Raw genomic sequence first — 21,226 nt, forward strand, 5'->3', positions numbered from 1 at the left:
TGAAAAATTAATTTAAATTAAATGAAAATATTAATAATTGGTTCAAAAGGTTTTATTGGCAGTCATTGTGTAGATTATTTTAAATCTAAAAATAATGATGTTTGGCAAGCAGATATCAACAAATCAAATGACAAAAATTATTACCAAATTACCTCTCATAATTCTGATTTTTCTATAATATTTAAAGAAAATAAATTTGATTATTGCATCAACGCTTCAGGTTCAGCCAACGTTGGCTTTTCATTTAAAAACCCATCAAAAGATTTTGAGCTTAATGTAGTAAATGTTCAAAAAATATTAGTTGCAATTCGCGATTTTAATAATAGTTGTAAATTTATAAATTTTTCAAGTGCTGCAGTTTACGGTAATCCTCAGGTTTTACCCATTACAGAGGATAGCCCTTGTAAACCTTTTTCACCTTATGGATTTCACAAATTACAAAGCGAATTATTACTAAAAGAATATTATAAGTTTTTTGGATTGAATACTTGCAGTTTGCGTGTTTTTTCAGCTTATGGTCCTAGATTAAAAAAACAACTGTTTTGGGATTTATATGAAAAATCAAAAAAAAATAATAATGTTTACCTCTACGGCACTGGAAATGAGACAAGAGATTTTATTTATATTGATGATTTATTACAAATAATTGATTTAGTAATCCAGCACGCAAAGTTTCAAGGTTCAACTTATAATGTAGCTAATAATATTGAAATTACAATTTCAAATGCGGCACAAATTTTTATAAATGAATTTTATCCCAGTAAAAAATTACTATTTAATGGAGAAACTAAATTGGGAGACCCAAATAATTGGTTAGCGGATATATCAAAATTGAAAGCGATTGGATATAAGCAAAATATTAGTATTGAACAAGGATTAAAGAAATATGTAGCATGGTTAAGAGAAAACGAATAGGCTTAATTTTTTCATATAATGAGAATTGGATTGGCGGCACATATTATTTTTTAAACCTAATTCATGCATTAAACTTATTACAAGATAAAAATAAACCAATAGTTAGTATTATTACAAACGATATTAGAGATTATAACTATTTAAAAAATGAAACAAATTATAAATATTTGCATTGTTATAATACTTATAAACGTATTTCTCTTTTTAAAAGAATAGTAAATAAAGTACTAAAAAGTATAGGATATCCTTCTTTTTTTGAGACAAATAGTGAATTAAAAAAGTTGGATATGGTTTATAAGTACTACGCTGAAGAGTTTTTTATAGATTTTGAGAATTGTGTTTATTGGATTCCAGACTTTCAGGAAAAATATTTACCTCAATACTTTAAAAAGGAAGAAATTGATTCTCGTCAAAAATATTATGAATCAATTGCATCAAATAAAAAGTTTGTTTGCTTTAGCAGTAAAACATCTTTAAATCACTTTGAACTTTTATTCCCTAATTCAAATATTAAGAAATATGTAATTCAATTTGCGGTTACTCATCCAAATTATAAAAAATTAAATGATAAAAAAGTACTCAAAAAATACGAGATAAATGGTGATTTTTATTTTTCACCTAATCAGTTCTGGGAACATAAAAATCATATAGTAGTTTTAAAAGCAATTAAAATTTTAAAAAATAAAGGAATTAATATTCTAGTGGTATTTTCTGGGAAAGAAAATGATTATAGAAATAAAGACTATGTAATTAATTTGAAAAAATATATTCAAGAAAATCAATTAGAAAATTATGTCAAATTCTTAGGATTTATACCTCGAGAAGATCAGTTACTAATTATGAAAAATGCTAAGGCTGTTATACAGCCTTCATATTTTGAAGGATGGAGTACAGTTGTTGAAGATGTTAAAGCAGTTAATAATTTTATTTTATTGTCTAATATAGAGGTTCATCGAGAGCAGATGAATTCTAACTGTGATTTTTTTGAACCAAATAATGAAAATCAATTAGCTTTATTAATGGAAAAGTATATTATTTCAAGTCCAGAAATAAAAAAGATTGACTACAATATCAATAGGAAAAAGTTTTCTCAGGATTTTGTTGAACTAATAAATGAAGTCACAAGTTAATATTTTGTTCATTATGAATCATAATCCTTTAATATCCATAGTCATACCGACCTACAATTCCGCCAAAACCATAACTCAAACATTAGAAAGTATATTATTTCAAACATATGTAAATATTGAAGTTATAGTTGTTGATAGTTTGTCTAGTGATGCCACTTGTGAACTAGTTAACGAGTTTAAATTAACACATTCAAATATTATTTTAATTTCAGAAAAAGATAAGGGAGTATATGATGCTATGAATAAGGGAATTAAATTGGCAAAAGGTGATTTTTTATATTTTATGGGTAGTGATGATGTATTTTATAATAAAAATACTTTAGCTAATATTTTTGTTGTAGATAATATAAAATATGACGTAATCTACGGAAATGTAGAATTTAAATTCAGTAAGAAAATTTATTCTGGTGAGTCAAGTTTAGTAAAACTTATTAATCAACAGATAAGTATTTGTCATCAAGCAATATTTTATAGTAAAAAAACCTTTAAACTTGTTGGAAATTACAATCTAAAATATTTTATACATGCTGATTATGATTTTAATATTAGGTGTTTCCAAAATAGAGAATTAAAAATTAAATATATTGAAATAATTGTAGCAATTTTTAATGAAACTGGTTTAAGCGGGACAAAATCTAATGCTGACGGTTTTCATACAGAATTAACAATATTTAATGAAGCACATAAATATAATATAATAGAGTTATATGCTGAAAATCAAAAGTTAAAAAAGACCTTAAAAAGAGTTACAAGTTCTAAACCATATAGACTTGGCACTTTTATTTTAAAGCCACTAAAAAAAATAAAAAAAATACTATTTAAATAATAATTTAATAGTTTTATAAAATTATGAAAACAGCACTAATAACAGGTATTACCGGACAAGATGGGGCGTATTTAGCCGAATTTTTACTGCAAAAGGGCTATACCGTGCATGGTATTAAACGCAGAAGCTCTTTGTTTAATACAGAGCGTATAGACCATTTATACAAAGACCCACACGAGAAAGACGTTAAATTTAAACTGCATTTTGGCGATTTAACCGATGCCTTAAATTTAACACGTATCATACAAGAAGTACAACCCAATGAAATTTACAATTTAGGCGCAATGTCGCACGTAAAAGTAAGTTTTGATACCCCAGAATATACTGCCAATGTAGATGGGTTAGGAACCTTACGTATTTTAGAAGCCGTGCGCTTATTGGGTTTAACACATAAAACCAAAATATACCAGGCATCAACTTCAGAATTGTACGGTTTAATACAAGAAATGCCGCAAACAGAAAAAACACCATTTTATCCACGTTCACCTTACGCAGTAGCTAAAATGTATGCGTATTGGATTACGGTAAATTATAGAGAAGCCTATAATATGTATGCATGCAATGGTATTTTGTTCAATCATGAATCTCCTTTAAGAGGAGAAACTTTTGTAACTCGAAAAATTACGAGAGCTGCAAGCAGAATTGCTCTAGGTTTACAAGACACCGTATATTTAGGAAATTTAAATGCTAAAAGAGATTGGGGGCATGCCAAAGATTATGTTGAAGCCATGTGGTTAATGTTACAGCAAGATAAACCTGAAGATTATGTAATAGCAACGGGAGTTACAACTTCGGTTCGAGATTTTGTAAAACTAGCGTTTGCTGAAGTAGGAATTGAACTTGTTTTTGAAGGAAAAAATGAACAAGAAATTGGTAAAGTAGCTCAATGTACACATCCCAATTTTCAATTGCCAAAAGGAAAAGAAGTGGTAAAAATTGATCCACGTTATTTTAGGCCAACAGAAGTTGATTTGTTAATTGGAGATGCTACCAAATGCAAGCAACAATTAAACTGGCAACCAAAATACAATTTACAAGGTTTGGTAAAAGAAATGATGGAATACGATGTAAAGCTATTTAAAAAAGATAAGTTTTTACAAAAAGGAGGATTTGATACGTTAAACACGTTTGAGTAGTTTATATTAAACCTGAATACAGTTTCTTCAAATCGTCACTTCGAGTGATTTTCGAAGAAAATTGTATCGAGAAGAAATGAGAGTACAACCAGTTCTCGATACACCTTCGCTTTGCTTCGGCACTCGAACTGACGCGTAATAGTAATTCAAAATCAAAGAGTTATCGAAATTTTAGGTGTGCTTCCGTAGTTAAATTGAAAACAAAAATTGAAATGCAAAAATAATAGCTATGAAAAAAAGTTACCTATACATTTTAAAATGTAAAGACAACACCTTTTATACCGGCGTTACTTCAAGTTTGGAAAAGCGAATGTTTGAGCATAATTCCGGTCTTCATACAAACAGTTATACATATAAACGAAGACCATTAGAATTGGTTTTTTATGCTGAATTTACAGATATCAGTATTGCTATAAATAAGGAAAAGCAAATTAAGAAGTGGTCAAAATCAAAAAAAGAAGCTTTAATTAATGGTGAATATGACAGTTTAATTAATTTAGCGAAGAAAAAGTTCTGATTTAAAAATTTTTCGTTGCTGGTTCTCGATACACCTTCGCTTTGCTTCGGCACTCGAACTGACGCGTAATGGTAATAAAAAAAGCCTGCCCCGAGTTACATCGAGGGGTCACTTCGAGTGATTTTTGAAAAAAATTGTATCGAGAAGAAATGAGCGTAAAATCAGTTCTCGATACACCTTCGCGTTGCTTCGGCACTCGAACTGACGTTATAACTTAAAAAAAGAACAACACAACACAAAAAACAAAAAATATGAACAAAACCGACAAAATTTATATAGCAGGCCATAAGGGTATGGTAGGATCGGCTATTGTTAGAAAACTACAACAAGAAGGTTATACCAATTTAGTGTTGAGAACCTCTAAAGAACTCGATTTAACCAATCAACAGGCAGTCATAGATTTTTTTAAAGCAGAAAAACCTGAATACGTATTTTTAGCTGCTGCCAAAGTAGGAGGAATAGAAGCTAATAATACCTATAGAGCGCAATTTTTATATGAAAATTTACAAATACAAAGCAATGTAATACATCAAAGTTATGTATATAAAGTTAAAAAATTATTATTTTTAGCCTCCTCATGTATTTATCCGAAATTAGCCCCGCAACCTATAAAAGAAACGCATTTATTAACAGGGGAACTTGAACCTACAAATGAACCCTATGCCATTGCAAAAATAGCAGGGGTAAAATTATGCGAAAGTTATTTTAAACAATATGGCTGTAACTTTATTTCGGTAATGCCAACCAATTTATATGGGCCTAATGACAATTATGATTTAAACAATTCACACGTATTACCTGCATTATTGCGAAAATTTTATGAAGCTAAAATAAATAATGAACCCTCAGTAACTGTTTGGGGAACAGGTACTCCTAAAAGAGAATTTTTACATGTAAACGATTTAGCCAATGCTTGTTATCATTTAATGCAAACGTATCAAGGAACAGTGAGTGTAAATATTGGAACAGGTAAAGATATATCTATAAAAGACTTAGCACAATTGATACAAAAAATAGTGGGTTATAAAGGAATTATTACTTGGAATACTTCTAAACCTGATGGTACTCCTAGAAAATTGCTAGATGTTTCATTAATTCATCAATTAGGTTGGAAGCACACTATTGAATTGGAAGAAGGGATTAGAGCGGTGTATAAAGAAGCGTTTAAATAAGATTGTAAATAGATGAAATTAACTGTTTTATAATGCACTTCTCGATACAATTTACTTCATTTCATTACGTACATCACTCGAAGTGACAAAGTAGATAACACATATTTCATTTTATTGCGTATATCACTTTAAAAGAGCACTTCTCGATACAATTTACTTCATTTCATTACGTACATCACTCGAAGTGACAAAGTTGATAACACATATTTCATTTTATTGCGTACATCACTTTAAAAGAGCACTTCTCGATACAATTTACTTTATTTCATTACGTATATCACTCGAAGTGACAAAGTAGATAACACATATTTCATTTTATTGCGTACATCACTTTAAAAGAGCACTTCTCGATACAATTTACTTCATTTCATTACGTATATCACTCGAAGTGACAAAGTAGATAACACATATTTCATTTTATTGCGTACATCACTTTAAAAGAGCACTTTTCGATACAAATTACTTCATTTCATTACGTACATCACTCGAAGTGACAAAGTAAATAACACATATTTCATTTTATTGCGTACATCACTTTAAAAGAGCACTTCTCGATACAATTTACTTCATTTCATTACGTATATCACTCGAAGTGACAAGTGGATACAATGTACTTAATTTTATGTTGTACAATACTTTAATTGACCACAAAGTTACGTCAGTTCGAGTAACGTAGTGTATCGAGAACAAAAAGCACCCTTACTTATTTCAAAAGCTCAGTTACTTATTTCAAAAACAACCTTACTTTTTTTTAAAGCACCCTTACTTTTATAATAAAAATAAAGGCAAAAAAAAGGGAAGTAATTAATTACTTCCCTTTTTAACTTAAAAATTAATTATGAAACTCGTTCATATTTTACAGATGCTAATTGATCTCTAAACTCACGAGCAGGTCTAAATCGTACATTTAAACCTTTTATTTTAGAGAGGGTAAATTCTTCCTCAGTGGCAACACCTTCAGCAGAAAGGGTTGTTCTAAAAGTCCCAAAATCACCTAATTTAATAATTTTACCGTTGGAAATTTCATCAGGAATAATTTGTAACAAGCCTTCTAGAACTGCCATAGTATCCATCATACTAACTGTACTTTCTCTACTAATGCGTTTTCCAAAATCTCTTAAGGTCAACGTTTCTTGAGCTTGTTTTATTGGAAATAATTTATTCTCTTCTAATAAATTTTGAGGATTTACTTTTCCCCTTAAACTAAATTTAATCATATTTAAAAATTTAAAATTAGACAGTATTTGACAATAGGCTACTGTCTTAAAGCCTTTAATTACACACCTTTTATTTAAAAAAATCTAAGGAGCCATGAATTTTGGTACTTTGTTACTATGCTCGTTGTTTAGCATAGTATTGATTGTTAAAAAGGATTACAACATTAGTAACTTAATTAAATTTTATGTTAAAAATTTAGGTAAGCTAAAAGAAGAATAGTAGATTTGTAATAGAAAAAATAAATCTAACGCTTCTTTTAGCGTTACCACCGTAAAAAGTCTTAAAGCGCCAACTTTAGGACTTTTGCTTTTCTATACCATAACTCGTAAGTTTTGTGGTATTATAAGAAGAGTTGCTAATTTCTTCTAAGGGCATTTCAATGAACTCATTTTTACCTTGTTAAAACATAGAGTAAAAACAATACTGTAAAATTATTTAATAATTAAGAGAAATCCGTTCTTTTTATGTATTAGTTAGTAACATTTTATTTTTTTTTTAAAAACTCTTAAATTATTAGGATGCTAATAGTTAAACACACTTAATATATTGAAAAACAACGTATTATGTTTGTGTTTTTATTAGAAGGTATTAATAAATTTTTTTTAATGCTTATTTATATTTTAACAATTAAATGAATGAGTTATAAAAATAGAGCATTTCTCGATACAATTTTCTGTGAAAATCACTCGAAGTGACAAAGTGGATAACACATATTTCATTTTATTGCGTACATCACTTTAAAAGAGCACTTTTCGATACGATTTACTTCATTTCATTACGTACATCACTCGAAGTGACAAGTGGATACAATTTATTTTCTTAAATACTAATTTATAACACATTCTAAGTTAAATTAAAACTAAGTAACATCTTCTCGGGTATTTTGTGTTATATTTTCTATTTTTACCTCAGAAAAAATTACAAATGACAACCCCAACTATAACTATCATTATTCCAACCTTTAACGCCCATAATACATTAGATGAGGCGTTAAACAGTATAGTGCAACAAACCTATACCAATTGGGAGGTGTTGATAATGGATGGGTTATCTACCGACAATACCCTTATAATAGCCCAAAAATATGCAGCACAATTTTCCAGCAAAATAAAGATTCAGTCTAAAAAAGACAAAGGCATTTATGACGCTATGAATAAAGGTATACAATTAGCAAAAGGAGAATGGCTGTATTTTATGGGAAGTGATGATACCTTATATGAACCTACAACACTTGAAAAAGTAGTAGCATTAAAAGAATTAAAAAATAATGATGTTGTTTATGGTAATGTTACATCACCACGTTTTAACGGTATTTATGCCGGAGAATTTACACCCATAAAACTATTCAATCAAAATATTTGCCATCAAGCCATTTTTTTTAATAAAGGGATGTTTAAAACTATTGGTAAATTTAATTTAAAGTACAAGTTATTAGCTGATTGGCATCATAATATTTGTTGGTTTTACTCAAAAAAAATTAAGAAATATTATATTAATTTAATAATTGCAAATTATGGGATTGATGGTTTGAGTTCATCAAATGTAGATGTAAAATTTGAAAATGATAAATTATCTATATTTTTTTTTAATGGGTTTAAAGTATTTAATTTAAGTAAGTTAATTGAAATTTGTAGTGAAATAATTTTGAATAGTAAAAATAATAATAATTTGCATAGAGTTATTTTTTATACCATGTCAAGATTTATGTTAAGAAAAATTAGAAAGTATAAAACAAAAAACAATTAAAAAGACTATTTCATATTATGAATCCTAAAGTTAGCGTTATTGTTCCAAATTATAATCATTCTAATTATTTGAGGCAACGTTTAGATACAGTTTTTAATCAAACTTTTAGGGATTTTGAAGTTATTTTATTAGATGATTGCAGCACTGATAACAGTAAGGAAATTTTATTAGAGTATGCTAATAAGCCACAAGTTAGTCATTGTATTTTTAATGAGGTAAATACTGGTAATACCTTTAAGCAATGGGAAAAAGGAATTTCTTTGTCACAAGGTGAATTTATTTGGATTGCAGAAAGTGATGATTTTTGTGAATTAAATTTTTTAGAAGTATTGTTAAAACCTTTAATTAATGATAATAAAGTTGTTTTGTCATATTGTCAATCAAATAAAGTAAATGAGGATGGAATTGTTACTGGAGATTGGATTAAGCACACATATGATTTAAATTCCAAATTGTTTTTAAATGATTTCATAATGAACGGTAATGATTTCATAGAACAATTTTTAATTGTTAGAAATGTTATACCAAATGCCAGTGCAGTTGTATTTAAAAAAAATGTTGTTGATATTACTAAACATCTAACTATAGATCCTTCATTTAGATATTGTGGAGATTGGATGTTTTATTTTAAAATATTAATAAACAATAAAAATGCTTTTATCAGTAAATCATTAAATTATTTTAGATATCACGATAATAGTGTAATTTCAAAAGCAAAAAAGTATAAAGAGAGAGTTACTATCATTGACTTAGATTTTATAATGCGTAAAAATCTGCTTTATTACTTAAAAAGAAAAAAAGTATCTAATTTTAAAAAAATAACTTCTAAAAACAAAAGTATTTATAGGGAATTGAAATATGAAAAATCCCGTATTTATATTAAAAATAATAAAAAAATAAAAGGATTTGTAATTTTAATTACAGTTCTTGATTTGTTTGTTAAAAATTATAATTTTAGTAAAAACTTGAAAATAAAATTTTTAAGGTTATTTAAGTTAAAAGCAAAATAAATGGTTTCAATAATTATTTGCTCAAGAACAAAAAAAATATGCTCGATTTTGTATGAAAACATTAAAAATACTATTGGTTGTGAATATGAATTAATAGTTATTGATAATTCTGAAAATAAATATTCAATTTATCAAGCATATAATTTAGGCATTAAAAAAAGTAACGGGAAATATCTGTGTTTTCTTCATGATGATATTTTATTTGAAACAAATAATTGGGGTTTAAAAATCAATGAAATTTTTGAAAATGATTTAAAAATAGGTCTAATAGGTGTAGCCGGAGCAAAAACAAAAACAAAAATGCCCTCTGCTTGGTGGGATTGTCTTGAAAATCAAAAAGTAATAAATATTATACAGCATATACCCAATAAAGCCAAAGAGCATTGGAATATAGGGTTTAGAAATACGAGAATTGAAGAAGTTGCTGTTATAGATGGGGTATTTATAGCGGCAAGAACAGATGATAAGATACGTTTTAATGAAAAATTAAAAGGTTTTCATAATTACGATTTAAACATTTCGTTTGAATACAAAAAGAGTGGTTATAAAATTGTTGTTACAAATGAAATTTTATTAGAACATTTTTCATTAGGGTCAATAAATGAATCTTGGTTTAATTCAACTTTTGAAATCCATAACTATTATACAAACTTGTTACCTTTTGGTAGTAATAAGAATTTAGAGGTTTCTAATGCCATAAAATTTATTAATTCATGTTTAAAAATTAATAAAAATAAAATTGCATATTCAGTTTGGTTGCAACTTTTTTTATTAAAGCCAATTTCTAAATATCATTTATATTTTTGTAAACAAATAATAAAAAAGAGCTTATGTTAGCCATAGTAATACCTTATTTTAAAATAACTTTTTTTAAAGAAACCTTAGATTCTTTAGCGAATCAAACTGATAAGCGATTTAATGTTTATATTGGCGATGATGCAAGTCTTGAAGATCCAACAGAGTTATTAGAAAAATATAAAGGGCAATTTAATTTTGAATACCATAGATTTGAATCAAATTTAGGAAGTATTTCTTTAGTTAAACAATGGGAGCGTTGTATAGAACTTTTTAAAGATGAAGAGTGGATTATGATTTTAGGGGATGATGATAAACTTGGAGAAAATGTAGTTGAGTTATTTTATAAAAATTTTAATATTTTTAACAAGAAATCCTATTTAATTCGGTTTGCAACTAAAGTTATTTTTCAAAAATCAAATACAATTTCGAATATTTTTAAACATCCTATTTGGGAAAAGGAATCAACTTTTTTTTCACGACTCATTAAAAGTCAAACGAGAAGTTCTTTATCTGAATATATATTCTATAAATTAGTTTATAAAAAATATGGTTTTAAAGATTATTATCTTGGTTGGGGTAGTGATTGTAATGCTTGTTTAGATTTTTCAGATGGAAAAAAAATATTTACAATTAATGATGCTATAGTCTATTTTAGGATATCGGATAAAAATATTTCAGGAAATAAAAAAGATTTGCTATTAAAAAATAATGCTAGTATTCAGTTATTTAAAGATATTATTATTAATAAATTACATTTGTTTAACAAAATTGAAAAACTAGAAATATTAATGATTTATGAAGTAACTATAAAAAAATATAGAAAATTGAGCTTAAAAGAATGGTTTTTTTTGTTTAAGAAATATATTTTGATTTTAAATTTTATTTCTATAATAAAATTTATAAGACGTTTTTTCATTAGTGTGATTAGTTAAAAAATTAATTTTTATTAGAAATTTTAAGACTATCTATTTTTAAAATAGATTTGTGGATTATTTATATTTTTAATTGATAATTTAAGAATTAATGAAAAATTTGGAGTTAGCACCAATAGTACTTTTTACTTATAACCGTCCATTACATACAAGTCAATTATTAGACTCACTTGCTGCAAATACATTGGCCAAGGAAAGTGTTTTATATGTTTTTTGTGATGGAGTAAAAGCAAATGTTTCAGATCAGATTTTGGAGAAAATCAAAAAAGTAAGAAATATTATAAAAAATGAAAATAGGTTTAAAAAAGTTATCATAACAATTCATGAACATAATCTAGGTTTAGCTAACTCAGTGATTAAAGGAGTTACAACTGTAATAAATAAATATAATAAAGTTATTGTATTGGAAGATGACCTAATACTTTCACCTTTTTTTTTGCAGTATATGAATGATTCGTTGAACAGATATGATGATAATTTTTCCGTTGGACAAATTGGAGCTTGTAATTTCTTTGCTTGTGGGGAAAAATATCCTGATTATTTTTTTGTTTCGATACCTGACTGCTGGGGTTGGGCAACTTGGAGAAATCGTTGGGAACATTTTAAATCAAATATTGAAGAACTCGAAGAGGAGTTAAATAAGGATAAAAATAAAATTAAAATTTTCAATGCATATGATTCTTTTGATTTTATGAATATGCTTAATCAACAAAAACTAGGCAAGATAAATTCTTGGGCTATCAGATGGCAGGCAGTTTGTGTTTTAAAAGGATGGTTAACATTATATCCTAACCCTTCAATGTCTAATCATATCGAATCCGATGAAGCAACTCACGCAAATAAAAATATTATGCCACCTTTATGCTTAAATCTTCCCATTTTTAAATCAGTTAAAGTTATAGAGATAAAAAGTGTTATTAAAGCTTTAAAATTAGGTTATTCGGGGAAAGGGAATTATTTTGGTAAATTAAAAAGGCCATCCCTGAAAAAAAGAATAAAAAAAATAATTAAAATATTTATTCCTTTATTTTTTACTGATTATTTGAAAAAATTAAAAAAATGGTTGAAATTATAACTGAAAACAATTTACAATTAGCTATTATCATAAGATCTACTTATAGTAAAGAAGGTATTGAATTTTTTACTAATGATAGTGATTCACAACAATTAGGGTATATGAAAAGACCAAATGGTTATGTTATCGCACCTCATCGACATAACTTAATTCCTAGAAAAGTACATTTAACTCAAGAAGTTTTATTTGTGAAAAAAGGTAAAGTTAGAGTGGATTTTTATGATAATAATCAAAATTATATTAAAAGTTCAATACTTTTTACAGGAGATGTTATTTTGCTTTCTAATGGTGGCCACGGTTTTAAAATGCTGGAAGTTACTGAAATGATAGAAGTAAAACAAGGACCATACTGCGGAGATGAAGATAAAGTTAGATTTTCAGCTATTGATGATAATAATATAATTTTTTAGTAAATGTCAAATTTTAAAAATTACAGTAAGTATTACGATCTTTTATACAAAGACAAAAACTACGAGGCAGAAAGTCAATATGTTGTGAATAAAATTAAAGAATATTTTCCTAAAGCAAAGCAAATTATAGATTTGGGATCTGGAAGTGGTGCACATGCTAAATATTTTTGCAAAGAAGGCTATTCAGTTATAGGTATCGAAAAAAGTGAACAAATGTTATTGTTATCAAAAGAGAAACAAATAAAAGGTTTTAAGGCATTTAAGGGAGATATTTCAAACTACAATTTAAGCCAAAAATTTGATGTTGCTATTTCTTTGTTTCATGTAATTTCATATTTAAATGAAAATGATGCTGTTATAAATTGTTTTAAAACTACTTATAATCAATTAAATAAAAATGGAATTTTTATATTTGATGTTTGGTATACGCCAGCAGTTTATCATCAAAAGCCTAACACAAAAATTAAGCGCTTTAGTAATGATCAAATTGATATAGTTAGAATATCTGAATCGAGAATAATTACTAATAAAAATTTGGTAGAAGTTGATTTTCAAGTTCTAATTATAGATAAGATGACTTCTAAAACTGAAAAAATAAAAGAAAAACACATAATGAGACATTTTTCAATACCAGAAATTAAAATTTTGGCAGAATTAACGGGGTTTGAAGTGTTGTGTGTTGAAGAATTTTTAACAGGCAAGTCGCCAAGTGAGAATACTTGGGGCGTATGCTTTCTATTAAAAAAGATATAATTATGATTCCGGTAAATAAGCCATTAATGATAGGCAATGAGTTAAAGTATGTAAGAGAATGCATTGAAACTGGTTGGGTGTCAAGTGAAGGTCCTTTCGTAAATAAATTTGAGAATGATTTTTCAAAATATATAGGGAAAAAATATGGGACTGCAGTTTCAAATGGGTCAGCAGCATTAGATATTGCAGTTCAGGCTTTATGTATAGGTAAGGGTGATGAAGTTATAATGCCGACATTTACGATTATTTCGCCAGCATTTTCTGTATTAAGGGCAGGAGCAATACCAGTATTAATTGAAACAGATGAATCTACTTGGAATATGGATGTAAATGTCATTGAATCTAAAATTACTTTAAAAACTAAAGCAATTATTGTAGTTCATATTTATGGATTGCCTGTAGATATGGATCCAATTTTAGAATTATGTAGAAAGTATAATTTATTTTTAATTGAAGATGCCGCAGAAGTGCATGGGCAAACCTATAAAGGTAAAATGTGTGGCTCTTTTGGTGATATTGCTATTTTTAGTTTTTACCCTAATAAACACATCACAAGCGGTGAAGGTGGAATGTTATTAACAAATGACGAAAATCTAGATAAAAAAGCAAAAAAATTAAGAAATTTAGCGTTTGAGACAGAAGGTCGACGTTTTATACATAATGAATTTGGTTGGAATTATAGAATGACTAATCTTCAAGCAGCATTAGGAGTAGCACAATTAGAAAACATTAATTATCATATTCAAAGAAAAAGAGACATAGGTAAGCAGTATTTGATAGGGTTAAAAGATTTAAAAGGATTTCAACTTCCAAAAGAAAAAACACCATATGCCGATAATATATTTTGGGTTTTCGGTCTAGTTGCTGAAAGTGAAGAACGACAAAAAGAAACAATAAAAAAATTAAATATTTCTAAGATTGGTACTAGACCATTTTTTTGGTGTATGCACGAACAGCCAGTATTTAAAAAAATGGGATTATTTAAAAATGATGTTTATCCGATAAGTGAAAAACTAGCGAGAAACGGATTTTATATTCCAAGTGGCCTTGGTATAACTGATGAGGAAGTAGCAAAGGTTATAAGTAAACTTCATGAATAATTTGTAATGAAGAGAAAAATTGCAATTATTTTTTGGGATGGATGGTTAGACGTTTCTCCAACATTACAATATTTAATAAATAAACTAAATGAGTTTAATTTTGAGGTTGATGTTTTTATTAAGGATGATAATGAGTTTACGCTAGATTCTATAAATGATTTTGAAAAAGTAGGTATTAATTTTATAAGAATTAAAACTATAAATGGTCATAATTTTTTATATTTTTTCCTTTACTTTTTAAGAAAAATTAAATTATTCAATGTTATATTTTTAAATAAAATTATTAATAAAATCATTCTAAAGATACTGCAAAAATTAGAATATTATAGAATACAATGTTTTGCAAAAGCTATTTTCAAATATGAAAAAAAGTTTAATTTGATTTTTTGTGTTGATGCAATAAGTCTTTATTTACTAGATCAAAGTAAGCTTAAATACAATAGTTTGTACTATTTATCACTTGAATTGGGGGAAACCCCAAAGCATGTATCTTCAAGTTTAAAAAATAAAATTTTGAGTAATGAAAAAAAATATTTTAAAGAAATAATAGAATATACTATAATACAGGATACATATCGTTGGAAAGCTTTAAAAAGACATATTGGTATTGAGAGTAATAAAATGTTAGAGTTACCTAATTCAACAAATTTTATAAACGAAATTGAAAAAAAATATTTGAATAATTTCTTTTTAGAAAATTTTAATCTTGAGCGAGATACAAAAATTGTTTTAAGTGCAGGAATGATTTCAAAAAATGTATGTAGTATTGAAATTGCGGAGGCTATAGGCAATTATAATTTTAAAGATAAAGTAAAAATTATTTTTCATGATAGAATAATAAAAAATCAAAATCAAGCATATTTGAGTGATGTAATTTTAAAGGGTAAGAATAATTTAATTATATCAAATAAAGCGGTAAAATTTAATGAATTATACAAAATATTTTCTTCTGCACATATTGGTTTAGCAATTTATAATGGTAATATAAGTGATAATTATAAATTTATGGCTGGTGCATCGGGGAAATTATATCAGTATTTAAAATTTGGATTACCTGTAATTACTTCAAATTTACCAGGTTTTAAAGAATTAGTATTAGAGAACAATATAGGTCTCGTTATAACAGACCCAAATGAAATACCTATTGCAGTTGAAAAAATATTTAATAATTATAGTTTTTATAGAAGTAATGTATTAACTGTTTTCAATAATAAGCTAAAAATTGATATTTTTTTAAATAGAATTATTGAACAAATAAATATTAGTATTCAATAAATTATTTTATTAAAAATAAATATTTATTTAAAATTTTATTTTATGAATTTAAGTCTTTCTATAATTTCGATTAATTTTAATAACTCTAAAGGATTAAATAAAACAATAGATAGTGTGTTAGCTCAACAATGGAGAAATTTTGAATATTTAGTAATTGATGGAGGCTCAACAGATGAAAGTATTCCTATTATTAAGGCAAATGAAAAGCATATAGATTACTGGGTAAGCGAAAAAGATTCAGGTATCTTTAATGCCATGAATAAAGGTATAAAAAAAGCTAAGGGCAATTATTTATTGTTTTTAAATAGTGGTGATGTATTAAATGGGTCAACAGCTTTGCTTGATTTTATAAAGCATCCTAATTTTAAAGGCGATATTATTTATGGTGATTATGTATTTGAAAATGGCCAAAAAATATACCCCGATGAATTAACTCCGCTATTTTTTGTTAAATCATCTTTGCCGCATCAAAGCACATTATTTAAAAGATCAGTATTTGAAGAGATGGGCTTGTATAATGAATCATATAAAATTGCGGCCGATCGCGCATTTTATATTGCTTGTTTTTTAAGTTCAAAGTATCATTTTAACCACATTAATTATCCTTTAACAAAATACGATTTAACGGGTTTGAGTAATAATCCTGAATTTAGGATATTAAAAAAGCAAGAAGATAAAAGTATTTTGAAAGCATATTATGGTGTTTTTTATATCGACTATAAAAAGCTTTTAGAATTAGAACAAGAACTAGGACTACTTAAGCGGGCAACTTTTAAAGGAATTGTTAAAAGAATTAAAAAAAGGCTTAAACTATAATGAATCAATCCCCATTAGTAAGTGTTATAATTCCTACTTATAATAGAACTTCCTATTTAAGAGAAACATTAAATAGTGTAGTTAACCAAAGCTATTCCAATATAGAAATTATAGTGATAGATGATGGGTCTTCTAATGATGATTCAAAATTACTATGTACACAATTTGAGAAAGTAACCTATATAAAAATAACCAATAGTGGAGGACCTGCTAAACCGCGCAACACAGGTATAAAAGCTGCTAAAGGAAAATATATTGCTTTTGTTGATGATGATGATTTATGGTTGCCAAACAAAGTAGAACAGCAGGTAACTGTTTTAGAAAAAAATGCAGATTTTGGATTGGCTCATGGCTATTGTGAATTGATTGATGAAAATAGTTTGCCCTTAAATGAAATTGTTGGTAAGCCGGGGAAGCCTGATGTAAAACATGGAGATGTGTCATTAAAAATGATAGGCAACTGGACATTAATGACTTCTTCAGTATTATTAAGAAAAGAATTGATTGACCAAGTAGGATTTTTTAATGAGGTTATGCCGCCTGCAGGTGAAGATGTAGAGTTTTGGGTAAGGTGTTCATTTAAAACAAAATTCTATTTTTTAAACCAACCTTTGGTTTACTATAGAAAACACAATAATAATATATCTGCAAGTAATCAAAACTATGTAAAGTTACCATTATATTTAAAGAATGTATTAATTTTAAACAGAAATTCAAAAACCATTTCAAGAATACAATATAAAAATTTATTGAGTAACTTATGTAAAATGCAATTAAAATCATTTAAACACCATAAGTTACTAAATGTCAAACAGTTGTTTTTACTGGACTCCATTTGGTTTTTACGTTTTGAAAATTTAAAATGGTTGTTATTTCATAAAATACTTAAATAAAAGTAGCTATGCGGATTGGTACAAACCCAAATAAAGACCAAAAAATTAAAAACAATTATTACCATAGAATAATTGTACCCGTTTGCGTTCCACATTTAGAGGGCTATTTTAAGGATGGTTTAAAAATTACTGCTTTATGTTTAGAATCTTTAATTAAAACTATCCATAACCAAAGCGCCCTAACGGTAATTAATAATGGCAGTTGTACCGAAGTAACCAACTATTTACAAAAGTTATATATTTCAGGAAAATTAGACCAATTAATTCATCATAAAGAAAATTTAGGAAAAATTGATGCCGTAATTCCTGTTGCCAAAACTTCAGAAGAGCCTTTAATAACCATTACAGATGGAGATGTGCTGTTTAAAAAAAACTGGATTCATGCTGTTGAAGATGTGTTTAATTATTTTCCTGAAGCTGGTATGGTTTCACCGGTTCCACATGGTACCGTTTATGGCAACTATACTGCAAATACCTTGTTTGATGGTGCACTAAAAAATATGTTAACCTTTCAACAACTGAATTTAGCGCAAGAAATGCTATTGTTTGCCAAAAGTATTGGCAAAGAAAAAAGCATGTATAAAAAACAAATTAGGTTGCAGTACCAATTAACAGTAAAACGAAAAAACCAATCGGCAGTTGTGGGTTGCGGACATTTTGTTTCAACATTGAGAAAGGAAGTATTTGACTTTTCACCCAACAAAAAAAGTAGATTGGCCTATTCAAGTGATGCCGATAGGTACTATATTGATATACCCGTTGAAAAAGCCAAACTTTGGCGTTTGGCTACCGTAAAAAACTATGCCTATCATATGGGAAATTGCATAGAAAACTGGATGGTTGAAATTGTTGAAACTGAGCAAACCAATACGGTAACACCAACTTACAATTTTGGCAAATCAAAAAAAATACAATTGCCCTATAAGCTTAAAGCTTTAATAATAAACAAATTGGTGTTGAACAAAATAGTAAAACCCAAACTGTTTAAAATATGGGGGTTAAAACAAGGTTATTATGAGTACTAAGTACAAAAATATAGTGGTAACTGGTTCACATCGATCTGGTTCTACTTGGATAGGAAAAGTAATTTCAACAAATAAAAAAGTTGATGTTATAATGGAACCATTTAATTTAAATCTTAACAAAGTTGAACGCCTAAAAAGACCTAAATTAAACCACTGGTTTTTAAAAATTGATAAAAACAGTCTGAATAATGATATAACCAACGCACAAAAACTAATTAATTATTATATAAATTTTAAGCTTACAACATTTCCTTTTCATTGTTTTAAAACCTATGAGAATCATTCTTTTATACAATCTTTTATAAAAAGATTAAAAAAGTCGTTGCGTCCGGTAAAAATGTTTAAAGATCCCATTGCTTTGTTTAGCATACCTTGGTTGGCAAAAGAATTTGATATGTTGCCTATTGTTATTATTAGACATCCTGCAGCTTTTGCTCTTAGTATAAAAGAGAAAAATTGGTGGTTTGATTTTGACAATTTGCTAAATCAGCCTCATTTTTTTGAAGGAGAATTAGCTCATTTAAAAGAGGAGGTTACAGCTTATAAATCATCAAAAAAGAAAGAAGATATTATTACAAATGCCGCTTTAATTTGGAAAGTAATATACACACAAGTGGCATATTATCAAAGTATATACCCCCAATGGTTATATGTGAAACACGAAGCACTATCGTTAAACCCAGTAGTGGAATTTCAGAAAATATTTGATTATATTGGTTTGGAATTAAACAGCAAAACAGTTGATTATATTAAAAAATCAACCCAATCTAAAGAAGAATTAGAACATGCCAGAAATTCGAAAGAAAATGCCTATAAATGGGAAAATAAATTAAGCAATCAAGAAATTGAAAAGGTGTTATGTATTACAAAACCCGTGTATGAATTATTTTATAAACCCGAGTTATGATTTTTAATAAATTATTGTATTATTTGTTTGAAAGAGCCAACAATTATACCCGCAAAATGCAACAAGATAAAGTTATGGTTACCGGGTTTGTAAAAGGACTGCAACAGGTTCAATTTGAAGGGAATAATGGAGTTTTATCTAACTGTAATTTTAATGGTAATATTAAAGTTGGTTTTGGGACTACGTTTAGTATGCATAATTTAATTCATGGTACTATTGAAATTGGAAAATATTGCCAATTTGCACCTTATGCATCAATAAATACTTTCAATCATCCAACAAATCACCTTACAACGTATATAAATAAGCGTTTGTTAAGTGGAAAAATGGCTAACTACAAAACAAATAAAAAAAGCATAATTGGAAATGATGTTTGGATTGGTAAAAATGTTATTATTCTTGGGGGTGTAAATATTGGTAATGGAGCCATTATTGCCTCAGGTGCTGTTGTGACAAAAGATGTTCCTGCTTATCACATAGTTGGAGGTGTTCCAGCAAAAATAATAAAGAAAAGGTTTTCAGATAAGTTAATTAATGAATTACAAGAATTAAAATGGTGGGATAAAACTGAAAAAGAAATTGAAGAAATTAAAACATTGTTTTATAAAAATCTTACTCACTCAAAATCTATATATGAATAAAAAACCCCATTTTATTATTGCCGGTGAAAGACGTTCGGGTACAACTACACTTTATGATGTTTTAAGCAAACACCCCGAAATTGGAATGTTTGAAAAAACAGATTTTGATTATTTTATTGAACCCGAATTATTCTCTTTAAAACCAATAATAGACGAAAATTCAATAAGTAATTGGGAGCAGAGCCATAGTAAATTAGAATATAACAGATTATCTGAGAGGATAAAGGAGTCTATAACAGGTCAAAAAGATGCAGATTTATTATGGTGGAAACAAACTCATTCTAGATTGGCTAGATATTTACCATATTGTAAATTTATTATAATACTTAGGGACCCTGTGAAAAGAGCTGAGAGTCAATATTTTAATGAGTTAAAGAAAGGTAGAGAAACTTTATCTTTTAAAAAAGCTATAGAAAGAGAGTTTAATGGTAACCTTACTTCATGGGAAAAATTACATTTACAATATATTAAGAGAGGCTGTTACATAGAAAGTATAGAACATTTCATAAAATATATACCAAAAGAAAGAGTCAAAATCGTAATTTTAGAAGAGTTGATGGAGAATTGGTCTGAAGAAATGGAAAGTATATGTACATTTTTAGGTATTAATAATTCAGAAGAAATATTTCACAACCCAATTCAGTCTAATAAGGAAGAATTATTAGAAAAAAAATCATATGCAAAGTATCCTTTAATTAAATATCTATTTAATTTTTGGGATAGATTAAGCGAGGCAATTATAGTAAGAGTTGCTAATAATAAATTTAAAAGAGATAAAATAAGAAAACAGTTAAGAGGCTTTTATTATACATCTAAAAGAAAAAAACAAGTATTAAATATTGAAATAGAAAAGTATCTAAAAAATTATTACAAACCATTCAATCAAAAATTAGAAGAATTTTTGGGAGATAAAATAACTAAATGGTAATTT

Annotated in this window: 22 protein-coding genes; 21 read left to right on the forward strand and 1 reads right to left on the reverse strand. The window is 27.3% G+C overall.

What is annotated here, in order from left to right; translation table 11 throughout:
- The first annotated feature begins 21 nt into the window (after positions 1-21).
- The 6 genes from Q0714_RS01025 (at position 22) to Q0714_RS01050 (ending at position 5,696) form a co-directional block, all read left to right on the forward strand.
- Positions 22-915, forward strand: coding sequence for an NAD(P)-dependent oxidoreductase (locus Q0714_RS01025; protein WP_298262432.1), 894 nt, complete (start codon positions 22-24; stop codon positions 913-915).
- The gene (locus Q0714_RS01030) at positions 894-2,045 is read left to right on the forward strand and encodes a glycosyltransferase (RefSeq protein WP_298262433.1); all 1,152 of its coding nucleotides are present in this window, start codon (positions 894-896) and stop codon (positions 2,043-2,045) included. The genes Q0714_RS01025 and Q0714_RS01030 overlap by 22 nt, the downstream gene beginning before the upstream one ends.
- Positions 2,046-2,058: 13 nt before the next feature.
- Entirely contained in the window at positions 2,059-2,871 is an 813-nt protein-coding gene (locus Q0714_RS01035) for a glycosyltransferase family 2 protein (RefSeq protein WP_298262434.1), read from the forward strand.
- Positions 2,872-2,894: 23 nt separating this feature from the next.
- Positions 2,895-4,007, forward strand: coding sequence for a GDP-mannose 4,6-dehydratase (gene gmd / locus Q0714_RS01040; RefSeq protein WP_298262435.1), 1,113 nt, complete (start codon positions 2,895-2,897; stop codon positions 4,005-4,007).
- A gap of 229 nt (positions 4,008-4,236) precedes the next feature.
- Positions 4,237-4,524, forward strand: coding sequence for a GIY-YIG nuclease family protein (locus Q0714_RS01045; protein ID WP_298262436.1), 288 nt, complete (start codon positions 4,237-4,239; stop codon positions 4,522-4,524).
- Between the two features lie 251 nt (positions 4,525-4,775).
- Entirely contained in the window at positions 4,776-5,696 is a 921-nt protein-coding gene (locus Q0714_RS01050; protein ID WP_298262437.1) for a GDP-L-fucose synthase, read from the forward strand.
- An 836-nt stretch (positions 5,697-6,532) separates the two neighbouring features.
- Here the strand turns inward: Q0714_RS01050 and Q0714_RS01055 are convergent.
- Complete coding sequence (locus Q0714_RS01055) at positions 6,533-6,913, reverse strand: HU family DNA-binding protein (protein ID WP_298262438.1); 381 nt, start codon at positions 6,911-6,913, stop codon at positions 6,533-6,535.
- Between the two features lie 925 nt (positions 6,914-7,838).
- Between Q0714_RS01055 and Q0714_RS01060 the strand changes: the two genes are divergently transcribed.
- The 15 genes from Q0714_RS01060 (at position 7,839) to Q0714_RS01130 (ending at position 21,223) form a co-directional block, all read left to right on the forward strand.
- Positions 7,839-8,660, forward strand: a complete 822-nt coding sequence (locus Q0714_RS01060) for a glycosyltransferase family 2 protein (protein WP_298262439.1) — start codon at positions 7,839-7,841, stop codon at positions 8,658-8,660.
- Between the two features lie 17 nt (positions 8,661-8,677).
- Entirely contained in the window at positions 8,678-9,670 is a 993-nt protein-coding gene (locus Q0714_RS01065) for a glycosyltransferase family 2 protein (protein WP_298262440.1), read from the forward strand.
- Positions 9,671-10,507 (forward strand): glycosyltransferase, encoded by an 837-nt coding sequence (locus Q0714_RS01070; RefSeq protein WP_298262441.1) that lies wholly within the window; start codon positions 9,671-9,673, stop codon positions 10,505-10,507. It abuts the gene before it with no gap.
- A complete protein-coding gene (locus tag Q0714_RS01075) occupies positions 10,501-11,400 on the forward strand; it encodes a glycosyltransferase family A protein (RefSeq protein WP_298262442.1) in 900 nt (299 codons plus the stop codon). The genes Q0714_RS01070 and Q0714_RS01075 overlap by 7 nt, the downstream gene beginning before the upstream one ends.
- Before the next feature lie 91 nt (positions 11,401-11,491).
- Positions 11,492-12,475: a glycosyltransferase gene (locus Q0714_RS01080; protein ID WP_298262443.1), complete on the forward strand. Its 984-nt coding sequence runs from the start codon at positions 11,492-11,494 to the stop codon at positions 12,473-12,475.
- Positions 12,460-12,885, forward strand: a complete 426-nt coding sequence (locus tag Q0714_RS01085) for a hypothetical protein (RefSeq protein WP_298262444.1) — start codon at positions 12,460-12,462, stop codon at positions 12,883-12,885. Before Q0714_RS01080 ends, Q0714_RS01085 begins: the two co-directional genes overlap by 16 nt.
- Before the next feature lie 3 nt (positions 12,886-12,888).
- Positions 12,889-13,638, forward strand: coding sequence for a class I SAM-dependent methyltransferase (locus Q0714_RS01090; protein WP_298262445.1), 750 nt, complete (start codon positions 12,889-12,891; stop codon positions 13,636-13,638).
- Positions 13,639-13,640: 2 nt separating this feature from the next.
- Positions 13,641-14,738: a DegT/DnrJ/EryC1/StrS aminotransferase family protein gene (locus tag Q0714_RS01095; RefSeq protein WP_298262446.1), complete on the forward strand. Its 1,098-nt coding sequence runs from the start codon at positions 13,641-13,643 to the stop codon at positions 14,736-14,738.
- Between the two features lie 6 nt (positions 14,739-14,744).
- Complete coding sequence (locus tag Q0714_RS01100) at positions 14,745-16,013, forward strand: hypothetical protein (RefSeq protein ID WP_298262447.1); 1,269 nt, start codon at positions 14,745-14,747, stop codon at positions 16,011-16,013.
- Between the two features lie 42 nt (positions 16,014-16,055).
- Complete coding sequence (locus tag Q0714_RS01105; protein ID WP_298262448.1) at positions 16,056-16,829, forward strand: glycosyltransferase family 2 protein; 774 nt, start codon at positions 16,056-16,058, stop codon at positions 16,827-16,829.
- Positions 16,829-17,722, forward strand: a complete 894-nt coding sequence (locus Q0714_RS01110) for a glycosyltransferase family A protein (protein ID WP_298262449.1) — start codon at positions 16,829-16,831, stop codon at positions 17,720-17,722. Before Q0714_RS01105 ends, Q0714_RS01110 begins: the two co-directional genes overlap by 1 nt.
- An 8-nt stretch (positions 17,723-17,730) precedes the next feature.
- Positions 17,731-18,747 carry a glycosyltransferase family A protein gene (locus tag Q0714_RS01115; protein ID WP_298262450.1) on the forward strand — a complete coding sequence of 339 codons (1,017 nt, stop codon included), beginning with the start codon at positions 17,731-17,733 and terminating at the stop codon, positions 18,745-18,747.
- Positions 18,737-19,654 (forward strand): sulfotransferase, encoded by a 918-nt coding sequence (locus tag Q0714_RS01120; RefSeq protein ID WP_298262451.1) that lies wholly within the window; start codon positions 18,737-18,739, stop codon positions 19,652-19,654. Before Q0714_RS01115 ends, Q0714_RS01120 begins: the two co-directional genes overlap by 11 nt.
- Positions 19,651-20,295 (forward strand): CatB-related O-acetyltransferase, encoded by a 645-nt coding sequence (locus tag Q0714_RS01125; protein WP_298262452.1) that lies wholly within the window; start codon positions 19,651-19,653, stop codon positions 20,293-20,295. The genes Q0714_RS01120 and Q0714_RS01125 overlap by 4 nt, the downstream gene beginning before the upstream one ends.
- The gene (locus Q0714_RS01130; RefSeq protein ID WP_298262453.1) at positions 20,288-21,223 is read left to right on the forward strand and encodes a sulfotransferase; all 936 of its coding nucleotides are present in this window, start codon (positions 20,288-20,290) and stop codon (positions 21,221-21,223) included. The genes Q0714_RS01125 and Q0714_RS01130 overlap by 8 nt, the downstream gene beginning before the upstream one ends.
- Positions 21,224-21,226 lie beyond the last annotated feature (3 nt).

Source organism: uncultured Lutibacter sp., from assembly GCF_947493565.1.
In the GTDB taxonomy this organism is placed as follows: Bacteria; Bacteroidota; Bacteroidia; order Flavobacteriales; family Flavobacteriaceae; genus Lutibacter; species Lutibacter aestuarii.